The sequence below is a fragment of the Paenibacillus oryzisoli genome, assembly GCF_001653565.1.
GTDB classification, from domain to species: Bacteria; Bacillota; Bacilli; order Paenibacillales; family NBRC-103111; genus Paenibacillus_E; species Paenibacillus_E oryzisoli.
Window position 1 is genome coordinate 117,159 of record NZ_LYPB01000072.1, and the last position, 20,691, is coordinate 137,849.

Below are 20,691 nucleotides of genomic sequence, written 5' to 3' on the forward strand. Positions count from 1 at the left end.
ACTTCTGAAGGCTCTTTGTTTAAATATCAGAATTGATAAGTTTTACTTACTAATTATGCTGAATTTCTAGATAAACGCTCCTGTCCTTCAAGGACGGAGTATTTGTTTATTTTGTCTATTAAGCTGTCAACTTCGCCAGGTAGTCATCCAATTGTTTGAATGTTCCGCCGAAGCCTTGCTCCATGGAACCTTTCATCGAAGCGTAGAATTGAATTTCTTCTTCTGTCGCGTTGATCGGGCCGCCCTTCATGGTGATAATGGTATGGCCGTCTTCTTCAGTCATTGTTAATTCAGTTATGATTTCTAGTGGGAAAACAGGGCTGAATGGTGCACGAATGATATTCCCCTCGCTATCTGCAAACGAAGTGACATAAACCAATTTCGTAGGAGCTTCTACTTCGCGATAGGAGAATCTTCCGAACATTTCGAAGCCTTCAGGGCTCTTCATCCCATAATGGAATAGGCCCCCTGGACGAACGTCCAACGCTTTCACGGTCAACTCCATACCTGTCGGCCCCCACCATGCTGCCAGATGCTCCGGCTGTGTCCATACACTGTAAACAAGCTCAAGCGGTGCTTTCACGATACGTGTAATCTCCAGTTGAACCTCATTACCATTCCCTGTCATTTCAAAAGCATTTTGTTTCATAATGACCATTCCTCCATCGTTAAAATGTGTTATTCAGTTCAGGACCGACTATTCGTCAGTCGGCTTCGATTCTTTGGCTTGCAGCGCCTGTAAATAGGCTTCCATGCGATCAAACTGTGTTTCCCATAGGCGACGGAAGGAACCTAGCCAGTTCTCCATGTCTTGAAGGGACTGCGGTCGAAGTTTATAGACCCTTCGATTGGCTATGGGCTGTACATCTACAAGTCCTGCCTCACTAAGGACGCGCAGGTGCTTGGAGACTTGCGGCTGGCTTAGGCCGAGCCGCCCTGCGATCTCCCCTACAGTTAGGGGGCCGTCTCGCAAAAGCTCAACCATGTGCAGCCGATGTGGTTCGGCAAGAGCACTGAATATCTTATTCATGTATTGAATATAACCGAAATGGAATATTCCTGTCAAGGAATATTTAAGAAGGGAAATGTGTCATATCGAACGCATCTATGGCTTGTCGACATCAAGTATAGGTTTACTATCGTGAACAGAATCGGGTGGAAATATACGGGGATAACCCTCGTTCTTCTCTCGTCATGGTTCTATGTATCTATCATTAATTTCATAGGAAATGTATAGAAACCTTGCTTTTAGCCGAGTCTAGTAGCTATAACTCTATTAATTTTTTTCTAGGAGGAGCTATAACTATGACCTTTCGTAAACTATGTATATCGACCTTATCCCTCATCGTGTTGCTTGGTTTGTGGTTTATGCAATCCAAGGCGTATTCGTATCCGTCGAGCTTTGATGATATGTCTATGTCACCTGTCTACGTGGCCTCGTCAAATGAAAGCTTGGATACTTCAACAGCTGAAGCTCCAATTGCCGCTGCAGTCGAGCTGGCAACGACAACGTACAAAGTGAGCCGAGGAGATACCCTGTTCAAGATAGCCAAAAGTTTTGAAATCGCTGTCGATGACCTCATTTCTGCCAATGCTATATCGAATCCGAATCAATTGACGGTTGGGCAAAGTCTAACTATTCCATCTGTCTCTTTAGCTTCTACCTCATCCGAGACACAGCCCAAAATTATCAAGAAAGTCATTAACACAACGCTAACCGCGTACACTGCGGGCTTCGAGTCTACAGGCAAAAAAGCCTCTCACCCTACATACGGCATCACTTATAGTGGTATCAAAGCTAAGGAGGGACGTACGATTGCTGTAGATCCAGCCGTTATTCCCTTAGGATCAACAGTATTCATCGAAGGCATTGGTATCCGAAAAGCGGAAGATATCGGATCAGCGATTCGCGGCTCTCGCATAGATGTCTTCATGAATGATTTGGGCCAAGCACAGGAGTTTGGCGTGAAAAAGAACGTGAAGGTGTACGTGTTAGATAGGGAAACCGTGTAAGGTTGAATGCGCTGGATGAAAGGAGTTGCCCATGGGCAGCTCCTTTTTTGCATAGTAACAGCGTTCAGATAAGAGGATGCCCGTCTATCACAGGTCGTAGACCCACCCCGACTAAGGTCTAGGAGCAAATACCGTCCACGGTCCGTTTTGGAAAGATGCGATTTTACCTAAAATAAAGACATGAAGAAGACGACGACAAACAATGAAAGGCGGTGACGAAACGATGAAAAGAAATACAGGTTTAGCCGCTCTGCTAATCGCATTCGGCGCACTGATTTTATTCAATAAGCTAGGCTTTCACTTAGGAGACTTTATTGGATCGGTGATGGGATATGTGATCCCCCTCATCTTGGTTGGACTGGGTTACGTAGGGATTAAGAATGATAAGAAAATAGGATGGGTCATTGCCGGTATCGGGATCATCATTCTAGTAAGCAAGCTGGCAGGTTGGATTATTATCCTTCTAGCAATCGGGTTAATCGGATATGGATTTTCTATGTTAAAAGGAAGAACAGCTTAATGTAAGCCGTACAAGAGTCGAATACAGAGTGTGAAAAAGGTGGAGTGAAGATGAGCCTATTTAGGCGGATGAGAGATATAACCGTGGCAACTTTGAATGAGCATTTAGAGAAGTCGGAAGATCCAGTACGCTTGATTGACCAGTACTTAGCGAACCAACGTGAGCAGCTTGTGCAGTCTGAAAGGCTGTATCAGCAATGCGTAAGTCACGCAGCATCACTTCGGCAGCAATATTTAACCGCATTAGAAACGAAAGAAAAGCGCGAGCATCAAGCGCTGCTGGCTCTGAAGGCTGGCGAAGAACATATGGCACGCATCGTGCTGCAAGAGAAATTGCAAGCCGAAGAGAAGAGTGCGCAATACCATGAACTGTATGAGCAGGCGAAGCAGTCCATCCTGGAACTGGATGAGGAGCTGCAACAACTGAAGGCAGATTACAAAGAAGTCGCAGACAAACGAAGCTACTACTTGGCTCGTATGGAGTCCGCTCGCTTGCAGCAGCGAATGCATGCTCGCAGCAATGTCGCACAAGATGGGGCACCGCGGATGTTCGGCCGATTGGAAGAGCGCGTATCCGATATGGAGCTGCATGCCAGAACGCTTCGCGATGTTAGGAAGATGGGTCGCGAAAGCTTCTACAGTGGGGGCAACCCGGCTGTAGATGCGGAAATGGAAGCACTTCGCAATAGACTGAAACAGGAGGGAACACAGGATCATGAACAAACTATACCGCTCACGAAGAGATAAGAAATTAACGGGCCTATGCGGGGGACTTGCAGAAGCCATGAATGTAGATGTCACATTGTTACGTTTACTAGTCGTGATCACCACGTTTTTCACCGGAGGCACCGTCATTTTCGTCTACTTTGTAGCGGCGATTGTTATTCCGAAGGAACCCGGGTTTGATCAGCCCCCATTTGACCCCTATGCAAGTTCGTATGATCGTCACAACTATACAGGGGGAGCATGGAATCATAAATCCCATAGCCACCATAACCACAATAACCACCATAATCATCATAACCACCGCCAAGCTCCACAGCCGACTAGCAAGTATGCTTCTTATGAAGCTAGCCAACCAACGAATAACATCGATGAAATGATGAAGGACATTGAGAAGAAAGCCCTTCAAAGAGAAGTTGATGAACTAAGAGCCAAAGTCGCTCGGTTTGAAAAACAAACATTGGATAGTAAAAAAGGAGACGTGTAAACCATGGGTGTATTCACAAGAATGAAAGATATGACGAAAGCTTCAATTCACGAGGTATTAGATAAAATCGAGGATCCAATCGTAATGTTGAACCAATATCTTCGCGATATGGAGCAAGAAATTGCTCAAGCTGAAGTAACGGTTGCTCGCCAAATCGCAAGTGAGCGCAAGCTGAAGCAACGCCTAGAGGAATCCGTTCGCTTAGTAGCTGACCGCGAAGCGAAAGCATCCGCAGCGATCAAGAACGGTCAAGAAGCGATTGCTCGCCAAGCTGTTGAAGAGAAATTGTACCACGAAGATAAAATTGTTGAGTACACAGATCTACATGCTTCTGCGAAAGCACATGCAGATGAGTTGACACAGCAATTACACGAAATGAAAGACGAGTTCTACAAAATGCGCAACAAACGTAACGAACTTGTATCCCGTGCTCAATTAGCGAAAGCTAAGAAACAAATGGCACAAGTATCTTACAACGGTGTAATCGAAAGCGGCAATGCATCCCGCGGTTTCCAACGGATGGAAGAGAAGATCATCCAGCTTGAAGTTGAGGCCGAGATCGCTCGCAAGCCATATGTACCTGCGGGTGGAGTTGGCAGCTATACGCCAATTGACACAGCGAAGCAAGCGAAAGTAGATGAGCAATTGAACCTGCTCAAAGAGAAATTAAACGGTCCGACTGCTGAATAGCAGCTTGGATAGTGAAGTGCGGAAAGCCCCTCCTGGTGAGGGGCTTTTTCCTGTGTACGGGCAGATTGTTGCTTCAAGCTCGTTAACGTGTACAATTAACTATAAAATCCGACAGAGACCGATACATTGTTCAATCCAGAAGTGGGAAGCTATGTATAGTCCACAAAGGAGTCAGTCATGGAGACGTATTGCAAGGTATTAATAGTTGATGATGAGATGCTAGTACGTCAAGGAATCAGGCACCTGCTCGATTGGGAAAGCGAAGGATTCCAGATCGTCGGTGAAGCTTCTAACGGCCAGGATGCACTTGACATGGTCAAGCGACTCGAACCCAATTTGATCCTGACGGATATTGTTATGCCGGTCATGAGTGGAGAGGAATTGGTCCGAGTTGTGAAAGGCCTATATCCGGAGATCGAAATCGTAGTGCTCAGTTCCTACGGTGAATTTGAGTATGTCCGCTCTACGTTTCAGAACGGTGTAGCTGATTATTTATTAAAGCCTAAATTAGACGCGAACTCGCTGTTAGCTGTATTGAAGAAGACTGTACAGGGGATGCCGGCCTTTCGACACATGGAATTTAGGAATGATAAGGGGCAGTCTGTCGATTACGTATTGGACAAGCTGATTTCTGGCTATGCCATGGAGATAGATAGTGCGGAGATGGGCACGCAATTCCCATATCCTTGTTTTATTTTATTCGTTGCAGATATACAAGAGAGCTCATCCTCTTCGTTGATGAAGCGAAACGAGGAATGGATCGAAACCTTGCTGAAAGGATTGGTTCAGGATGCGGGGCAGCCATTTATCATTCGTCGTCTTTCCCATCAAGACAGCCATATCCGGTTTTTGCTGAATACAGAGGATGCTGGCAGAATGGATGCCATTCATGTAGGTGAACAAGTGGTGGATGCTGGCGTGAGAGGGGGCTCCTCATTCTATGTGGCGCTTAGTCAAAGCTTCAAGAGAGTCGAAGAGCTTCATGACGTGTATACGCAGGATATTCTCAAAGTGCTGGATCATCGATTCTTTCTATCGGATCAACAACTGCTCTTCGCTGATGAACTGATGGAACAGGAAGAGAATAGTGATACGTTTGATTCAGAAGCATTTGCGGCCGAACTGAATCATCAAGATTTTCAAGAAGCTTTTGAGCGTCTTAGCCGTTATGTAGCGTCCATGCCTGGCAGGTTGGATACGGATATGTTCGAGTTTAAATCTTTTCTAGGCCACAGCCTATTTAATATTATTGTCGCTTTACTGCACTTTCACTATGAGGCTAGGACGCTGGATGAAGCGAAGTATGAGTATTTCCGTGCCATTCATGAAGCCAAGCATATCGGGGAAGTGCGTGCTCTTCTAGCTAAGTTTCTCAATGAGGCGACAGACTGTGTGACAGGCAACAAAACGAGCGCTCCAGGTATACAAAAGATTCTAATGTATTTGGATGAACATTTTACGGAACCGCTGACGTTGACAGAAGTAGCCAAACAGTTTCATTTCAACCCTTCTTACCTATCCAATTATTTCACCATTCATAATAAAGAAGGCTTCAATGAGTATTTGAATCGTATTCGGATTGAGCGTGCGTGTGAATTACTAAGAGATACCTCGCAGATGTCGATTTCAGAAATCAGCGCGCTTGTTGGCTACTCCGATCATAGTTACTTCACGAAGGTGTTTCGCAAGTTGATGGGGACTTCACCAAGCCACTATCGCAAAAAATGAAGATGAAGGGAATCATAGGACGTATGGGGGCATGGTTAAGAAAAATCGCCGATCAAAGTTTATTCAGTAAGTTGTTCCTTGTCATGGTACTCAGCATGATTACGGTTACGGTGGCTACCTCGTGGGTTACCGTACAAATGTCAGAGAAGCTATTCGTACATACCTTTAGTATCACGAATTCCAAAATCATTGAACAGATTAAAAGCGGTCTGGAATCCATTCATTATTCGAATGTAAATATTGTCATTAACGCCGCCCAAAGTGGGGCGATTAAACGATTTCTAACGGAAGGAGATACCGATTCGGTAACCAACTACAAAGTGACCTTCGACATGAGTGAACAGATGAGAAGAATCCAGTTGGGGATCGGTGCCAAGAACATCGGGATGATCATTTCGGGTGTCAATGGCAAAAGCTATATAAGTGACCGTACCTACTGGTCCGGTTCTTTGGCAGATTTAGAGGGAAATCCGGTTACACGAGCGTCGCGTGAGCAGCAAGGACGGTTGTTGTACAGCTACTTGGGTGAAGCAGCGCCGAGTAGTGGAGATCAAGGTGTGGTTGCCACGAAAGCGCTGATCGATCCTGTCAGTCAAGAGGGGTACGGCCAGCTGTATATCATCCAGAAAGAAAGCGATGTAAGATCCATCTATGCTAGTTTTACAAGTGATGGGAATGATGTGATGATCTTGGATCGTCAGGGGCTGATCGTTTCAAGCAATCGAGTCGAGCTGATCGGTACGACATCGAAAGAGCTCTTAGGCAGTGCCCAGAAGATTCAGCAGCAGGGCCTGGCTCAGGATGAAATGAAGATGTTCGATAAGGACGTCATCGTGTTAGCCGGAGATTTGCCCTTGTATGACTTTTACATCATGAATGTCATTGATAAAAAATTGACACTAGGTCAAATGCTTAATCGAAAAGCGATTTTCTTCATTGTCGCGGGCATCGTGATTATTGCCGTGCTCATTGTATATGTGATCACCCGGCGATTAACGCTTTCGTTGCGAAGGCTTGTTAAGAAAATGTCTACAGTGACGAAGGAGAACTTCCACAATTATATGGCGGTAACGGGGACCTACGAGACAAGGGAACTTAGTAGATCTTTCAATTTTATGCTCGATGAATTAAATGATTATATTAGCCAGCTTGTGGATACGCAGAAAGAGCAGCGTAAGGCAGAACTAGCCGCGCTGCAGCAGCAGATTAACCCGCATTTTCTATATAACACGCTGGCCTCTGTGAACATTCTTGTCAAGCGAGGGAGCCAAGAGACGGCCACCCAAACGATTCATGCGCTCATTTCTCTCCTGCAGAATACCATCAGCAATGTCAAAGAAACGATTCCTGTTGTGCAGGAATTGGTGAATTTAAAACATTATGTGTTCATTAATCAGATTCGTTATGGCCAAGGGATTAAGGTCGATTACTTTATTTCACCGGACTGCATGCCTGCACAAGTGCCTAATTTGATGCTGCAACCTTTTATCGAGAATGCTTTTTTTCATGCTTTTAATAAGAAAGGCACAGGATATATCTATGTCATCATCACGAAGGAGAGGGATACGCTGCTCTGTGAAGTTGTTGATAATGGGGATGGCATGGAACTTTCGAGTCAGGAAGATGAGATACCGAATCCCACAAGCGCAAGGCAATTGTTCACAGGAATTGGTATTCGTAATGTGCACGATCGCTTAGTTCTTTTGTACGGAGAAGAATACGGAGTTGCCATAACAAGCACGTTGGGACAAGGAACCAAAATATCGATTACCCTTCCATGGCGGACAGAACAATACACATAGAAGTATAAAAAACTAAAATAAATACAAAATATAAAAATAATACAAATGACCAAGGGAGGAAGGGATTGCAGATACAATAAAAACGCTAATTTCAGTAAATATCGTTCTAACAAGACGATTTGCCCAAATGATATTATCTATAAGTAAGCACTTACAAATTCAAATCATCAGGGGGATCATATGAAGAAGCAAATTTCTACGGTTTTACTTGCAAGTTTTATGCTTTTGGCGGCATGTTCAAGTAATTCGTCAGATACATCATCGACGACTACGCCTAGCGGCGGTGCTGCTAGCACGAGTAAAGAAATTACGGTTTGGGCTTGGGATAAGAACTTTAATATCGCGGCTATGAACTTAGCGAAAGACGCTTATGCGAAAGATCATCCTGATGTGAAAATCAATGTTGTCGAATATGCACAAGATGACATTATTCAAAAGATGAACACGGGTTTGAACTCCGGTTCAAAGTCAGGCCTGCCTAACGTTGTATTGATTGAAGATTACCGTGCACAGAGCTTCTTGAAAACATATCCAGATGCATTCGCTGATATGTCCGCATCCATTAAAGCTTCGGATTTCGCTGAGTACAAGTTAGGTCCAACAAGTTTGAACGGTAAACAATACGGTGTACCGTTTGACTCCGGTGTAACTGGTCTATATGTACGCAGAGATTATTTGGAACAAGCTGGCTATAAAGTCGATGATCTGAAAAATATTGACTGGCAGAAATTCATTGAAGTCGGTAAAGCGGTTAAAGCCAAAACAGGGAAAGACTTGCTCACACAAGATCCTAATGACCTTGGTTTAATCCGTATGATGATTCAATCGGGTGGCGCTTGGTATCTGAAAAGTGATGGTACAACACCCGATCTGAAAGATAACGCAGTATTGAAAGAAGCTTTTGAGACATACAAAGAAATCATGAACGCGAACATTGTTAAAATCAATTCGGATTGGAATTCCTTCCTAGCTGGTTTCAACAGCGGCGCAGTTGCTTCTGTTCCGACAGGTAACTGGATTACACCTTCGATTAAGTCACAAGCGGATCAATCCGGTAAATGGGCAGTTGTTCCTTTTCCTAAGTTGAAGAATACTGCTACTTCCGTTAATGCATCTAACCTTGGGGGAAGCTCCTGGTATGTATTGAACTCCACTGGTAAAGATACAGCAGCTGATTTCCTTGGTAAAACACTTGGTTCTGATGTGAATTTGTATCAGAAATTAGTGACTGACGTAGGGGTTGTCGGTACTTATAAACCTGCTGCGCAAGGTGAAGCTTATACGAAAGCCGACGATTTCTTCGGAGGTCAAAAGGTGATTTCTGATTTCGCAACATGGACGGCTCAAATTCCTAAAGTCAACTATGGTCTGCATACGTATGCGATTGAAGATATTCTCAAAGTTGAGATGCAAAACTACCTGAAGGGCAAAGACATCGCGAAAGTATTCAGTGATGCTCAATCCCAAGCGGAATCCCAACTTAAGTAAGTTTCTCTTCCCATTACCCTATGGAACGCTGACCTCTGAATTGCGAAATATGCAAAGCAGGGGGACAGCGTTTCGATTTTTCATCGTAAATAATGGAAGGATTTGAAATCTAATGAATTACTCGATGCGTAGCCGTGCAAAGCTTACGGGATGGCTGTTTATCGCTATTGCCGTATTGATGATATGTTTGTTTTACTTCTATCCCATGATTCAGGCATTGCTGCTATCCTTTAAGACAGGCGCGGGTGCTAATCTACATTTCAACGGGATCAGCAACTATAAGCGGCTCTTTAGCGATAAGACCTTCCTGACCGCCGTTAAGAATACGTTTATCTATTTGATTATCCAAGTGCCGGTCATGATCATTCTGTCGATGATGATTTCCGTATTGTTAAATGATAGCAAGCTTCGTTTCAAAGGTTTTTTCCGTACAGCGATTTTCTTGCCTTGCGTAACTTCACTTGTTGCCTACTCGGTTGTTTTCAAATACTTGTTTGGCAACGATGGTCTAATCAATATGGCTTTAATTAAGATTCACCTGATTTCACAGCCTATCGCATGGATTTCCGATCCTTTCTGGGCGAAAATTACGATTATCCTTGCCATTACATGGCGCTGGACTGGATATAATATGATTTTCTTCCTTTCCGCTTTGCAGAATATTGATAGCTCGATTTATGAAGCAGCTCGTATTGATGGAGCTTCTCCGGTTAAACAGTTTTTCCATATTACGTTCCCAATGCTTAAACCCATTGTTCTCTTCACGTCCATTACTTCGACAATTGGTACTTTGCAATTGTTCGACGAGATTATGAATATTACGAAGGGTGGACCAGGTAATGCTACCCTCTCCATATCGCAATACATCTACAATCTTTCCTTTAAGTACACACCTGATTTTGGCTATGCAGCAACAGTGTCCTACTCGGTTGTTGTCATGATCATTGTGTTATCTGTCCTTCAAATCAAATTGGCGGGTGATAAAAAATGATAGCTCTAAGACGTACAATCATCTATGTTTTCCTTACGGCTGTGGCGATAATATCCATCTTCCCATTCCTGTGGATGGTTATCAGTTCCACGAATCTGTCTGTCGACGTTACGCAGGGCCGGATGCTGCCAGGATCGCATTTCATGGATAATTTTCATAAATTAACAGAATCAATTAATCTCATTCCTGCACTGTGGAATTCCCTGAAGATCTCGTTAACGACAACCATCTTAGCCTTATTAGTGGCTTCGCTGGCGGGCTATGCCTTCGAAATTTATCAAAGCAAAGCTAAGGACATCGTGTTCAATCTGCTGCTGGTTTCCATGATGATTCCGTTCGCGGCGTTGATGGTTCCGCTTTACCAAATGTTTTCTAGCCTATCTAGTGCAGTACCCATTATTGGGATCAACACGATGAACGCAGTCGTCCTGCCGACTTTTACAACAGCGTTTCTGATTTTCTTCTTCCGTCAAAGCACGAAAATGTTTGCGAGGGAGCTGCTGGAAGCTGGGCGTATTGATGGATTGACAGAGTTAGGGTTGTTCTTCCGTGTGTACATGCCAACGATGAAAACAACATATTCAGCTGCCGCTATCATTACCTTCATGTCGAGCTGGAACAATTACTTGTGGCCGCTGATTGTCTTGCAAACACCAGAGAAACGAACTATCCCATTGCTAATATCCAACTTGGGATCAAGTTACTCACCGGATTTCGGGGTGATCATGACCGCTATTGTGATCTCAACACTGCCGACGGCGCTCGTATTTTTCTTAATGCAGAAACAATTTGTTGCCGGTATGGTAGGTTCTGTAAAATAGTATGCAATTAGAGACCCTTCGTGGGTCTTATTTTTTGGGAGGCATAGAGACATGAAACATTCAGAACCAAGCCTTGATTGGCTGCAAGATGTACGAGTATTCAAAGTAAACCGGTTGGAAGCCCATTCGGATCATCGCTATTATCATACAATGGCATCTGCAGAGGCAGGTGCACCGATGGACATGCGGCACAGCTTGAACGGGCGCTGGCAATTCAGTTATGCGGTTAACCCCGCAAGTCGTGTGCAATCATTTTATCAACTGGATTATAACTGCAACAGCTGGGAACATATCCAAGTCCCTGGTCATATCCAGCTGCAAGGCTGGGGGCAGCCGCAATATGTTAACACGATGTATCCGTGGGATGGTGTCGAGGCGCTTCGTCCTCCTCATATTTCACAAGAGCATAATCCAGTTGGCTCCTATGTGAAAAAATTTGATTTGCCAGATACGATGGTTGGCAAGCCTGTCTATATTTCGTTTCAAGGCGTCGAATCGGCCTTCTATGTCTGGTTGAACGGCAAATTTATCGGTTATAGCGAGGATAGCTTTACGCCTGCCGAGTTTGACTTAACCCCTCACATTCATGAAGGGGAGAATAAACTGGCTGTTGAGGTCTATCAGCGCAGCACTGGAAGCTGGTTGGAAGATCAGGATTTCTGGCGGATGTCGGGTATTTTCCGCGAGGTCTATTTGTACACGGTGCCTAACGTGCATGTCTGGGATATGCGTGTGAAGGCCGATTTGGATGATGCTTATGAGCAGGGGCTGCTGGAGATTGAACTCAAGCTTCGCAATGAACATGCGCAATCCGTTCGTGCTCAGCTTGACTTAAAGGATGCAGAAGGGCGTGTGATTCTCTCAGAAGAAGGGGAGTTTCGTGGAGGAAACTTAACGTTCAACCTTTCAGCAGGTTCTGTTCAGCCTTGGAGTGCGGAAATTCCTTATTTATACGCCGCTTGTATCTCGATCTACGATGAGAGCGGACACGTAGTGGAAGCCATTGTCCAGAAGGTAGGTTTCCGCCGTTTTGAAATGAAAGATAAGCTGATGTGCATTAATGGGAAACGTATTGTTTTCAAAGGTGTCAATCGACATGAATTTAACTCTCGCAGCGGGCGAGCGATTACGAAGCAGGATATGCTGTGGGATATTCAAACGCTGAAGCGCAGTAACATAAATTCAGTGAGGACGTCTCACTATCCCAATCAGACGCTTTGGTATGAGCTTTGTGACGAGTACGGGGTCTATGTTATTGATGAAATGAATTTAGAGACGCATGGCTCATGGCAAAAGATGGGCGCTATTGAGCCGTCCTGGAATATTCCAGGTAACGATATGCAGTGGCAAGACATCGTCATGGATCGCGCGATTTCGATGGTGGAGCGGGATAAGAATCATCCGTCGATTCTCATTTGGTCATGTGGGAATGAGTCCTATGCGGGGCAAGTTATTCTTAATGTGTCTAACTATTTCCGCGAGACAGATCCTACGCGATTGGTTCACTACGAAGGAGTTTTCTACGATCGTAATTATGGGGCGACCAGCGATATGGAAAGTCGCATGTATGCGAAGCCAGCGGATATTGAGGCCTATCTCAATAGTCAGCCTGATAAGCCGTATCTGAGCTGCGAATACATGCATGCCATGGGGAATTCCGTCGGCGGCCTTCATAAATACACGGAGCTTGAGAACAAATACCCGATGTATCAAGGTGGCTTTATTTGGGATTATATCGACCAGGCAATTGTAAAAAAGGATCGGAACGGCCGTGAATTTTTGGCATATGGCGGTGATTTCAAGGATCGTCCAACCGATTACAGCTTCTGTGGCAATGGTCTTGTCTTTGCTGATCGTCAAATCACACCTAAAATGCAGGAAGTCAAATTCCTGTATCAGAATATCAAGCTAGAACCAACGCGTACTCATATTCGTATCGTGAACGAGAATTTATTTGCGAATACAGATGATGTGGTACTGCTGTACCGTCTTTTCCACGAGGGGAAAGAGATTGCTTCTGGGCAAGCGAATATCGAAGTCGAGGCGCAGAGTGAATTCAGCCTGCCGATTGAATTGCCGAATGCTGAAGGCACGCCGGGTGAGTACTGCATTCAAGCTTCTTTGGTGCTAAGAGAGGCTACGTTATGGGCTGATGCGGGATTAGAGATGGCTTTTGGAGAAACGACGTTCATGGTTGGGGCAAGTCGTCTGCATGAACGGCCATCTGGCGAAGTCATCGTCGTTGAGGGTGATGTTAATATGAGCGTGACAGGGAAAGGTTTCATCGCTATTTTCTCAAAACAAGTAGGATCGCTCGTTTCGCTTCAATACGAGGGCCGCGAAATGATCGCGACGCCGCCCGCGCCTTTATTTTGGCGGGCAACGACGGATAATGATAAGGGCACAGCAATGAGCTTTACGGCCGGAGCTTGGTATGCTGCCAGTCTGGCGCGCAAATGCGTCAATTGGGAGATACGCCAAGAACAAGATTCTGCAACGGTTACTTTCGATTACAAGTTCAGCATTCACACGGATGTGTCCGTTCGCATCGCGTACACCGTATTAGCCAATGGCACGATTCGCGTGAATACGCAGTACAAGGGTGCCGCGGGTCTGCCCAATTTGCCGATACTCGCTGTATCGTTCAAGATGTCTGCGGATTACAGTCAATCCGAGTGGTATGCGATGGGGCCAGAAGAAAACTATATCGACCGCAATTTCGGAGCTCGCTTAGGCGTATTCAGCCGGCAAGTAGAGCAATTGCCTACGCCTTACCTGGTTCCACAGGAATCTGGCAATCGTACGGGTGTCCGCCGCGTGAATGTGACGGATGTGTCTGGCATCGGATTGTCGATTCAATCAGATCCATTAGCACCTGTAGAGTGCAATTTGTCTCCGTATACGGCATTTGAACTGGAGCATGCGGATCATGCTTTCGAGTTGCCGGACGTTCATTACACAGTTGTTACCGTTGCGGGCAAACAAATGGGTGTTGGCGGCGATGACAGCTGGGGCGCACCAGTTCACCCTGAATATCAGATTTCAGCGGATCAAGAGCTGCAGTTTGAGTTCTTCTTGTCTAGTCGAAGCGTACCTACAGAAGCATAGAATGAGTGAAAGAGCTGCCATTTGGCGGCCTTTTTGGCGCATCGAAGGGCAAGAGCGAGGAGTTAACGGCCCAAAAGGGGCGTTAACTGGTCGTGCCTGGCGCCGAGAGCGCAGTTAAGGCCCGAAAGGGGCCTTAAAGCGCCGCGCCGCGTCGCCACGGAGCAAGAGCGTGGAGTTAACGGCCCGAAAGGGCGTTAACTGGTCGTGCCTTGCGCCGAGAGCGCAGATAAGGCCCGAAAGGGGCCTTAAAGCGCCGCGCCGCGTCGCCGCGGAGCAAGAGCGTGGAGTTAACGGCCCGAAAGGGCGTTAACTGGTCGTGCCTTGCGCCGAGAGCGCAGATAAGGCCCGAAAGGGGCCTTAAAGCGCCGCGCCAGGTCGCCGCCGAGCAAGAACGCGGAGTTAACGGCCCGAAAGGGCGTTAACTAGGCGTGTCTTGCGACTCTGCTAACAGTCGATTAATGTGCACGCCTTTTTTTGCATAGTAGCTGCTAAGAGTAAGATAAGTATGATGATCCACCGACGATGATTTTCATGTAGAATTGTGGTAGATCACCAGTAATTTCGAGGGAATAGGACAAACGTTTACGCTCTTATGACAATTTCCCAGGAAATAGTAAGCTCCTTGTCGAAAGTTAAGTGCATGAATATTTCGTATAGGTAACAAGAGTTGGAGGTTATTTATGCCTGAAGTGGTATCCATCGGACCGTTGCAATTACAGGGGAAATTAGTTGCTTTGTTACTGGCGTGTGTGCTCGGATTTTGGCTGATGAGGCGTGTATTGCGGCGTTGGAATGGGGTAGTGGGAGAACGCGGAGAAGCTGGAGTGCGTGAAGAGTCTGATGTGCTTGAAGAGTGTGGAGAGCGTGGAGTAAGTGATGTGCATGAATTACCTAAAGTGTGTGAAGCGTGCGAAGTACATAAAGAGCCTGAGGTTGCTCGGGTACCTGTAAGAGGTTTGGATGATGTGATCTTAAATGCGGTCTTGATCGTGTTCTTTACTTGGCGCTTGGGCAGTCTGCTGACGCAGCCTTCCTTGTTATGGGAGAGCCCGATGAAGCTGCTTCTGACAGCGGGCTCTAAGATGGAGATCCTGTTAGGTATCGTGCTAGCCTATATCTATCTATCGTATCAGGTGCGTAAACACGGTATGGCTTGGCGAGTTTTACTTGATTTGCTGGCGGTCGGTGCCGCGTTAGCCATATTCCTTTATGCGGCATTAACACCTTCCTTCGGACTGCCAACCTCGTTGCCTTGGGGGATTGGCGTAGAAGGCACGGTATCGAGGTTTCATCCCCATCATGCGTATCTGGCCATTCTATTAGTACCATTACTGGTATGGCAGCAACTTTGGGTAGCGCGTTCGACAACGGTTCTAGGAACAGGCATGTTGTTGAAACACACCTTGTTCTATGGGGGGGCAGCGGGGATGATTGCGAGCTTTTTTGCTTTGGCGGAGCCTACTGCGGTATATCTTACTACAGGGCAGTTATTGAACTTACTCATGATGATTATTGGAATGAACCTCCCTATTTTGTCACATACTACGGGCAGAAGGGAGCTGATGGATATGAGTCAGAACGATTCCAAAACGCAAATCCAGCAAGAACAGCAAAATCAAGAACGCAATAAAAAACCTGCAAGTAAAGAGGGCTATGATAAAAAGTTGGATGGCCCCAACCGCCCATCCACATGAGTAAGGATCAGAAGAAGTCGACCACATCCAAGGATCAGAGTGAGCTTGATCCCTACGAGATTGAATTCCTGCCTCAATTTGAGCAGGGAAGAGGTCCACGAGCCCCATTTGTGAATGAGTTTGGGGTAACCATCGGAGATCATGATTATGAATCCGAGAACTCCCCTTTGGAGCAGTGGACATCGAGTACGAATCCCGAGGATATGGCGGGAGACCAATGGGTGCATCCCTTTAAGGATGTTGGCTTTCAAAGCGCCCAGAATCGGGAGATTTTTGAAGAGGGCGTCGCGCCGCAAGGTGGTATTTTTACCCATGCAGATAAGAATGTGTCCTCTGTGACGGCTGAAGCAACGACTAGCAAAAAGAATGATGAAGCGGAAGCCTAACAGCTTTCGCTTTATTTCTATGCCAAGCAGTTGGGACATTGGACTTTGCTTTCACCGCTAACGGATGTATAATATAAATTGTAGTCATTACGTTTTAAGAGTAACTATCAAATCCTAAGGGGTGGCACATATGGCAATGTCTTTTGATTCCTACATGAAAGATATGGTTAAACCGATGAGAGAAGATTTGACTCGTCTGGGTATTACGGAGCTTCTGACTCCTGAGCAAGTAGAAGAAGCAATTGAAAAATCCAAGGATGGCACGATGCTGCTTGTCGTGAACTCCGTTTGTGGCTGTGCAGCTGGTCAATGTCGTCCAGGTGTTGCGAAAGCCCTTCAGAACGAAACCGTACCTACGTACACATACACAGTGTTCGCAGGTCAAGAGAAGGATGCTACGGCAAAAGCGCGTGAATTCTTGGCGCCATATCCGCCATCATCCCCATCCATCGCGTTGTTCAAGAATGGTGAGCTAGCTCACTTCATTCAACGTCACCAAATTGAAGATCGTTCCGCAGACATGATTGCTGGCGATTTGATTGGTGCTTTTGAACAATATTGCAAATAATATATGCAAGGACGATAAGGGCCCTACCTGCTGATGAGCAGGTGGGCTCTTTCTTTTTGGGAGCGAGAGTGGTGATAGTCGAAATAATCGACTTACACCAGAGAGCAGGGGCCAATGCAGGAGCGATAGACGGAAGTGTCGACTTACAGAGAGGAAAAGAGCTAGCCTGGCTCCTGCAAGTCGAAAAAATCGACTTACAGAGAGGAAAAGAGCTAGCCTGGCTCCTGCAAGTCAAAAAAATCGACTTACAAAGAGGAAAAGCGCGAGCCTGGCTCCCGCAAGTCGAAAAAATCGACTTACAGAGAGAAAAAGAGCTAGCCTGGCTCCCGCAAGTCGAAATAATCGACTTACAGAGAGGAAAAGAGCTAGCCTGGCTCCCGCAAGTCGAAATAATCGACTATCTCCACGCAAACCAACGCTCCCTCCTCGCCATCGCGGAGGTTCAGCCTCCGTTTTTTGTAATTACTGCAGATTACACTTTGAAATTTGGGAGCCGAAAGTCTATACTAGATCTCAATGAAGGCATCATTCCCAAAATATAGATAAAGGTGGAGAGTTGCATGAGCTTACAAGCTGAAATTATCGCAAAACTTGGCGTTAAACCGGAAATTGACATTGATGAAGAGATTCGCAAGCGTGTGGATTTTCTGAAAAATTACGTGCTGGGCGCCAACGCAAACGGCTTGCTGATTGCAATCAGCGGTGGTATTGACAGCGCGGTGGCGGCAGGGCTATGTAAGCAAGCTACTGACGAGCTAACAGCGGAAAAAGGCAAAGAATACAAAACTATTGGCGTGTTCCAGCCTTATGGCCAGCAAGTGGACATCGAGGATAGCTACGCGGTGGCGAAAGCCTTCGATTTGAAGTATCAAATCGAGAATAACATCGAAGAGTCCGTCGACGAGATTGCCATCGAAGTCGAATACGGACTCAAGCATATCGGCGTTCACCAGCACGTGAGCCGCGGAGGCAAAGGCAATATCAAGGCACGTACACGCATGGTTATGCAGTATGCCTTGGCTTTTGAACTCGGCTTGATCGTCGTGGGCACGGATCATGCTTCAGAGGCGGTCACCGGCTTCTATACGAAGTACGGTGACGGTGCTGTTGATATCACGCCGCTGAGCACGCTGAACAAGCGACAAGTACGCTCGCTTGCGGCGAAGATCGGCGTGCCGCAAAGCGTGCTGGACAAAGCCCCGACAGCTGGGCTTTGGGACGGGCAAACCGACGAGGACGAGCTCGGTATCACCTACGGTGATAACAGCGACTACCTCGAAGGCAAGCAAATTGATCCAGCTGTGCAAGAGAAGCTGGAGAATCAATACAGGAAAACCGAGCATAAGCGTGTGCCGATTCCGGGAATTTAAGCAATACGATAAGAGACCATCCATGTTTAATGGGGATGGTCTCTTTTTATTTCTCCAACGGCAGAGCTTGACAAGGTTGGATTACAGTTGTAATATTCAATGTGTATTACAGTTGTAATCCAACTGAAAGGAGGAAACGAAGTGAAGACGGTCCCACATATTACGGATGCCGAATGGGAAGTCATGAAGGTGCTCTGGAACGAATCACCACGCACGGCGAATGATGTTATTGATGCCATGCAGGAGCGGACAGAATGGAAACCCAAAACAATTCGAACTTTGTTGAACAGGTTAGCGCAGAAGCAAGCCATATCGTTTACGCAAGAGAACAGAGTGTATGCCTACTTCCCTTTAGTGTCTGAGGGGGAGTGTGTGAAGTCGGAGACGCAATCTTTTCTGAAACGGATTTACGGTGGGGCGTTTAAGCCGATGCTCGTTAATTTTTTGAAAGAGGAACAATTGTCGGAGGAAGACATCAAGGAGTTAAGAGATATGCTAGATGGTAAAAGCAAATGATAAGGTACCTTAAATGGGCAGTGCTTCAGCAAGGTTCCACTTCTAGGAATGAAGGGAGGGATGATCGTGAACGCAATGAGTGAATTTTTTACAGGCATTTTTGATAGGATTCTATCCGTGTCGACCATGGCCACCATAACCGTTGTGTTCATCATGCTCATTCAACGCATCCTTCATAATCGGATAAAACCTAGATGGCACTATCTCATGTGGTTGTTGGTGCTCGTAAGACTGCTCCTACCTTGGCGCTTGGAGAGCCATTTCAGCATTTATAATTGGCTATCGTACCCGGAAAGCATTCATGAATTCGATCCAGTTGTCGCTATTGGGATGCATGAAGCAATGGCAGGTCCGGATGCACCATGGAGTTTCTTGTACAAGTATGCTATAGCTATTTGGCTGCTAGGGATCGCCCTATTTGCAATATATACATGCGTGATCAACCACAAATTTTTGCAGAAAATAACGAAAGAAACAAGAACGATAACAGACATCAGCATCACGCAGTTGTTCGCTCAATGTCATCAGTTAATGTCGATACATAAACCTGTCGCGTTAGTCGTATCGGACAAATTGTCGATGCCGACACTATTCGGCTTCTGGAAACCATGCTTAGTTATACCACAGTCGGCCATCAATAGTTTAAATCAAGAGCAATTACGACATGTGTTCCTGCATGAACTGGCCCATTGCAAACGAAATGATATTGGCGTCAATTGGCTTATGCAATTCTTGCTAATCATTCACTGGTTTAATCCTGTACTATGGTACGCTCATCAGCGCATGCGCGAGGATCAAGAGATTGCAAGCGATGCTTTAGCCCTTTCTTATATAGAGCCAGCAAAGAGAGAGGAATATGGACATACACTCATACAATTATTGGAAATCTATGTTCGTCCAGTAAGTGTGCCAGGCAATGTTCATTTATCCGGAAATAAGTCACAGTTAAAGAGGAGAATTTTGATGATAAAACACTTTCAATTTAATTCCTACCGTTGGTCATTCCTTGGTTTGGCTGCCGTTGTCATTATTAGTGGTTGCTCCTTGACGAATGCTAGTGTCGATAAGAAATCAGCTTCTGAATCCCATCCACCAATTGTTGATCAAAAGACAACCGAGACAAGCTCGTTAACAACAGGAACAGATAAAAACAACACAGCAGCAACCGTAAATGAAACTAAGGTTGCTGACGTCTTCGTGACGCCAACCACTCCGACGGTAGAGTCAAGTCCAACGTCAGCACTAACACCAACGCCAACACCTGCGCAAGTAGTGGAGGGATCAAGGTCTGAAGCTGTGACAGCTGAGCGATCAAGAACAGCGCCAGCACCAGTGGAGGGATCAAGAACAGCACCTGCGCAAGCAGTAGAGAGGTCAAAATCAGCACCTGCAGCTGTACCAGCAGTGGAGCGGTCAAGGTCAGAAGCTGCGGCGGCCCAAGCAGCTGAGGGATCGAGACCAGCACCTGCTGCTGTCCCAGCAGTAAGAGAGTTACCGGTAACAGCGACAGTTGCCCCAGTAGCGGAGTAAACATAATCGAAGAAGACCCGAGGCGAAATCATGCCTTGGGTCTTTTTTTCATGTGGCACGCTGGTTGTTCATTGAGCTGGGGGCGTGGGAACTAGAAGTTAGAGTAGAAGTATCAATATCAGTAGCAGTAGCAGTAGCAGTATCAGAAGTAACCGCAGCCGTTGGCAGTGTTTATTTAAGTAGCTGGCTTTCAAATAAATGTAAAATGTACATCTAATTTGCTGTACCGCAGGGGATTTTAGCGAATAGCTGTAAAA

The 20,691-nt window shown here is 45.9% G+C and carries 20 protein-coding genes; 18 read left to right on the plus strand and 2 right to left on the minus strand.

The window, feature by feature from the left end; genetic code table 11:
• Positions 1-118: 118 nt before the first annotated feature.
• Positions 119-649 carry an SRPBCC family protein gene (locus tag A8708_RS17990; protein ID WP_239696757.1) on the minus strand — a complete coding sequence of 177 codons (531 nt, stop codon included), beginning with the start codon at positions 647-649 and terminating at the stop codon, positions 119-121.
• A gap of 48 nt (positions 650-697) precedes the next feature.
• Positions 698-1,030 carry an ArsR/SmtB family transcription factor gene (locus tag A8708_RS17995; RefSeq protein ID WP_068665887.1) on the minus strand — a complete coding sequence of 111 codons (333 nt, stop codon included), beginning with the start codon at positions 1,028-1,030 and terminating at the stop codon, positions 698-700.
• Between the two features lie 275 nt (positions 1,031-1,305).
• Here A8708_RS17995 and A8708_RS18000 point away from each other — a divergent pair, with 275 nt between their 5' ends.
• The 18 genes from A8708_RS18000 (at position 1,306) to A8708_RS18085 (ending at position 20,434) form a co-directional block, all read left to right on the plus strand.
• On the plus strand, positions 1,306-2,013 hold the full coding sequence (locus A8708_RS18000) for a 3D domain-containing protein (protein ID WP_068665888.1): 708 nt from the start codon (positions 1,306-1,308) through the stop codon (positions 2,011-2,013).
• Between the two features lie 223 nt (positions 2,014-2,236).
• Positions 2,237-2,533: a LiaF transmembrane domain-containing protein gene (locus tag A8708_RS18005; RefSeq protein ID WP_068666014.1), complete on the plus strand. Its 297-nt coding sequence runs from the start codon at positions 2,237-2,239 to the stop codon at positions 2,531-2,533.
• Positions 2,534-2,583: 50 nt separating this feature from the next.
• Positions 2,584-3,279, plus strand: coding sequence for a PspA/IM30 family protein (locus tag A8708_RS18010; protein ID WP_068665890.1), 696 nt, complete (start codon positions 2,584-2,586; stop codon positions 3,277-3,279).
• The gene (locus A8708_RS18015; RefSeq protein ID WP_068665892.1) at positions 3,248-3,742 is read left to right on the plus strand and encodes a PspC domain-containing protein; all 495 of its coding nucleotides are present in this window, start codon (positions 3,248-3,250) and stop codon (positions 3,740-3,742) included. Before A8708_RS18010 ends, A8708_RS18015 begins: the two co-directional genes overlap by 32 nt.
• A gap of 3 nt (positions 3,743-3,745) precedes the next feature.
• Positions 3,746-4,432, plus strand: coding sequence for a PspA/IM30 family protein (locus tag A8708_RS18020; protein ID WP_068665894.1), 687 nt, complete (start codon positions 3,746-3,748; stop codon positions 4,430-4,432).
• Between the two features lie 177 nt (positions 4,433-4,609).
• Positions 4,610-6,160 (plus strand): response regulator transcription factor, encoded by a 1,551-nt coding sequence (locus tag A8708_RS18025; protein WP_068665896.1) that lies wholly within the window; start codon positions 4,610-4,612, stop codon positions 6,158-6,160.
• Positions 6,161-6,162: 2 nt separating this feature from the next.
• Positions 6,163-7,962, plus strand: a complete 1,800-nt coding sequence (locus tag A8708_RS18030) for a sensor histidine kinase (RefSeq protein ID WP_068666016.1) — start codon at positions 6,163-6,165, stop codon at positions 7,960-7,962.
• A 180-nt stretch (positions 7,963-8,142) separates the two neighbouring features.
• Positions 8,143-9,450 (plus strand): ABC transporter substrate-binding protein, encoded by a 1,308-nt coding sequence (locus A8708_RS18035; RefSeq protein WP_068665898.1) that lies wholly within the window; start codon positions 8,143-8,145, stop codon positions 9,448-9,450.
• A gap of 124 nt (positions 9,451-9,574) precedes the next feature.
• Positions 9,575-10,441 (plus strand): carbohydrate ABC transporter permease, encoded by an 867-nt coding sequence (locus tag A8708_RS18040; protein ID WP_420848575.1) that lies wholly within the window; start codon positions 9,575-9,577, stop codon positions 10,439-10,441.
• Positions 10,438-11,262, plus strand: coding sequence for a carbohydrate ABC transporter permease (locus tag A8708_RS18045; protein WP_068665901.1), 825 nt, complete (start codon positions 10,438-10,440; stop codon positions 11,260-11,262). Before A8708_RS18040 ends, A8708_RS18045 begins: the two co-directional genes overlap by 4 nt.
• Before the next feature lie 51 nt (positions 11,263-11,313).
• A complete protein-coding gene (lacZ, locus tag A8708_RS18050; RefSeq protein ID WP_068665903.1) occupies positions 11,314-14,370 on the plus strand; it encodes a beta-galactosidase, LacZ type in 3,057 nt (1,018 codons plus the stop codon).
• 680 nt (positions 14,371-15,050) lie between these two features.
• Positions 15,051-16,064 carry a prolipoprotein diacylglyceryl transferase gene (locus A8708_RS18055; RefSeq protein WP_068665905.1) on the plus strand — a complete coding sequence of 338 codons (1,014 nt, stop codon included), beginning with the start codon at positions 15,051-15,053 and terminating at the stop codon, positions 16,062-16,064.
• Complete coding sequence (locus A8708_RS18060; protein ID WP_068665907.1) at positions 16,061-16,450, plus strand: DUF3905 domain-containing protein; 390 nt, start codon at positions 16,061-16,063, stop codon at positions 16,448-16,450. The genes A8708_RS18055 and A8708_RS18060 overlap by 4 nt, the downstream gene beginning before the upstream one ends.
• 130 nt (positions 16,451-16,580) lie before the next feature.
• On the plus strand, positions 16,581-17,018 hold the full coding sequence (locus tag A8708_RS18065; protein WP_068665909.1) for a BrxA/BrxB family bacilliredoxin: 438 nt from the start codon (positions 16,581-16,583) through the stop codon (positions 17,016-17,018).
• A gap of 71 nt (positions 17,019-17,089) precedes the next feature.
• The gene (locus A8708_RS18070) at positions 17,090-17,560 is read left to right on the plus strand and encodes a hypothetical protein (protein ID WP_157264857.1); all 471 of its coding nucleotides are present in this window, start codon (positions 17,090-17,092) and stop codon (positions 17,558-17,560) included.
• Positions 17,561-17,578: 18 nt separating this feature from the next.
• Positions 17,579-18,388, plus strand: a complete 810-nt coding sequence (gene nadE / locus A8708_RS18075) for an ammonia-dependent NAD(+) synthetase (RefSeq protein WP_068665913.1) — start codon at positions 17,579-17,581, stop codon at positions 18,386-18,388.
• A gap of 183 nt (positions 18,389-18,571) precedes the next feature.
• Positions 18,572-18,904 carry a BlaI/MecI/CopY family transcriptional regulator gene (locus tag A8708_RS18080; protein WP_420848579.1) on the plus strand — a complete coding sequence of 111 codons (333 nt, stop codon included), beginning with the start codon at positions 18,572-18,574 and terminating at the stop codon, positions 18,902-18,904.
• A gap of 75 nt (positions 18,905-18,979) precedes the next feature.
• Positions 18,980-20,434 carry a M56 family metallopeptidase gene (locus A8708_RS18085; RefSeq protein ID WP_204787587.1) on the plus strand — a complete coding sequence of 485 codons (1,455 nt, stop codon included), beginning with the start codon at positions 18,980-18,982 and terminating at the stop codon, positions 20,432-20,434.
• Positions 20,435-20,691 lie beyond the last annotated feature (257 nt).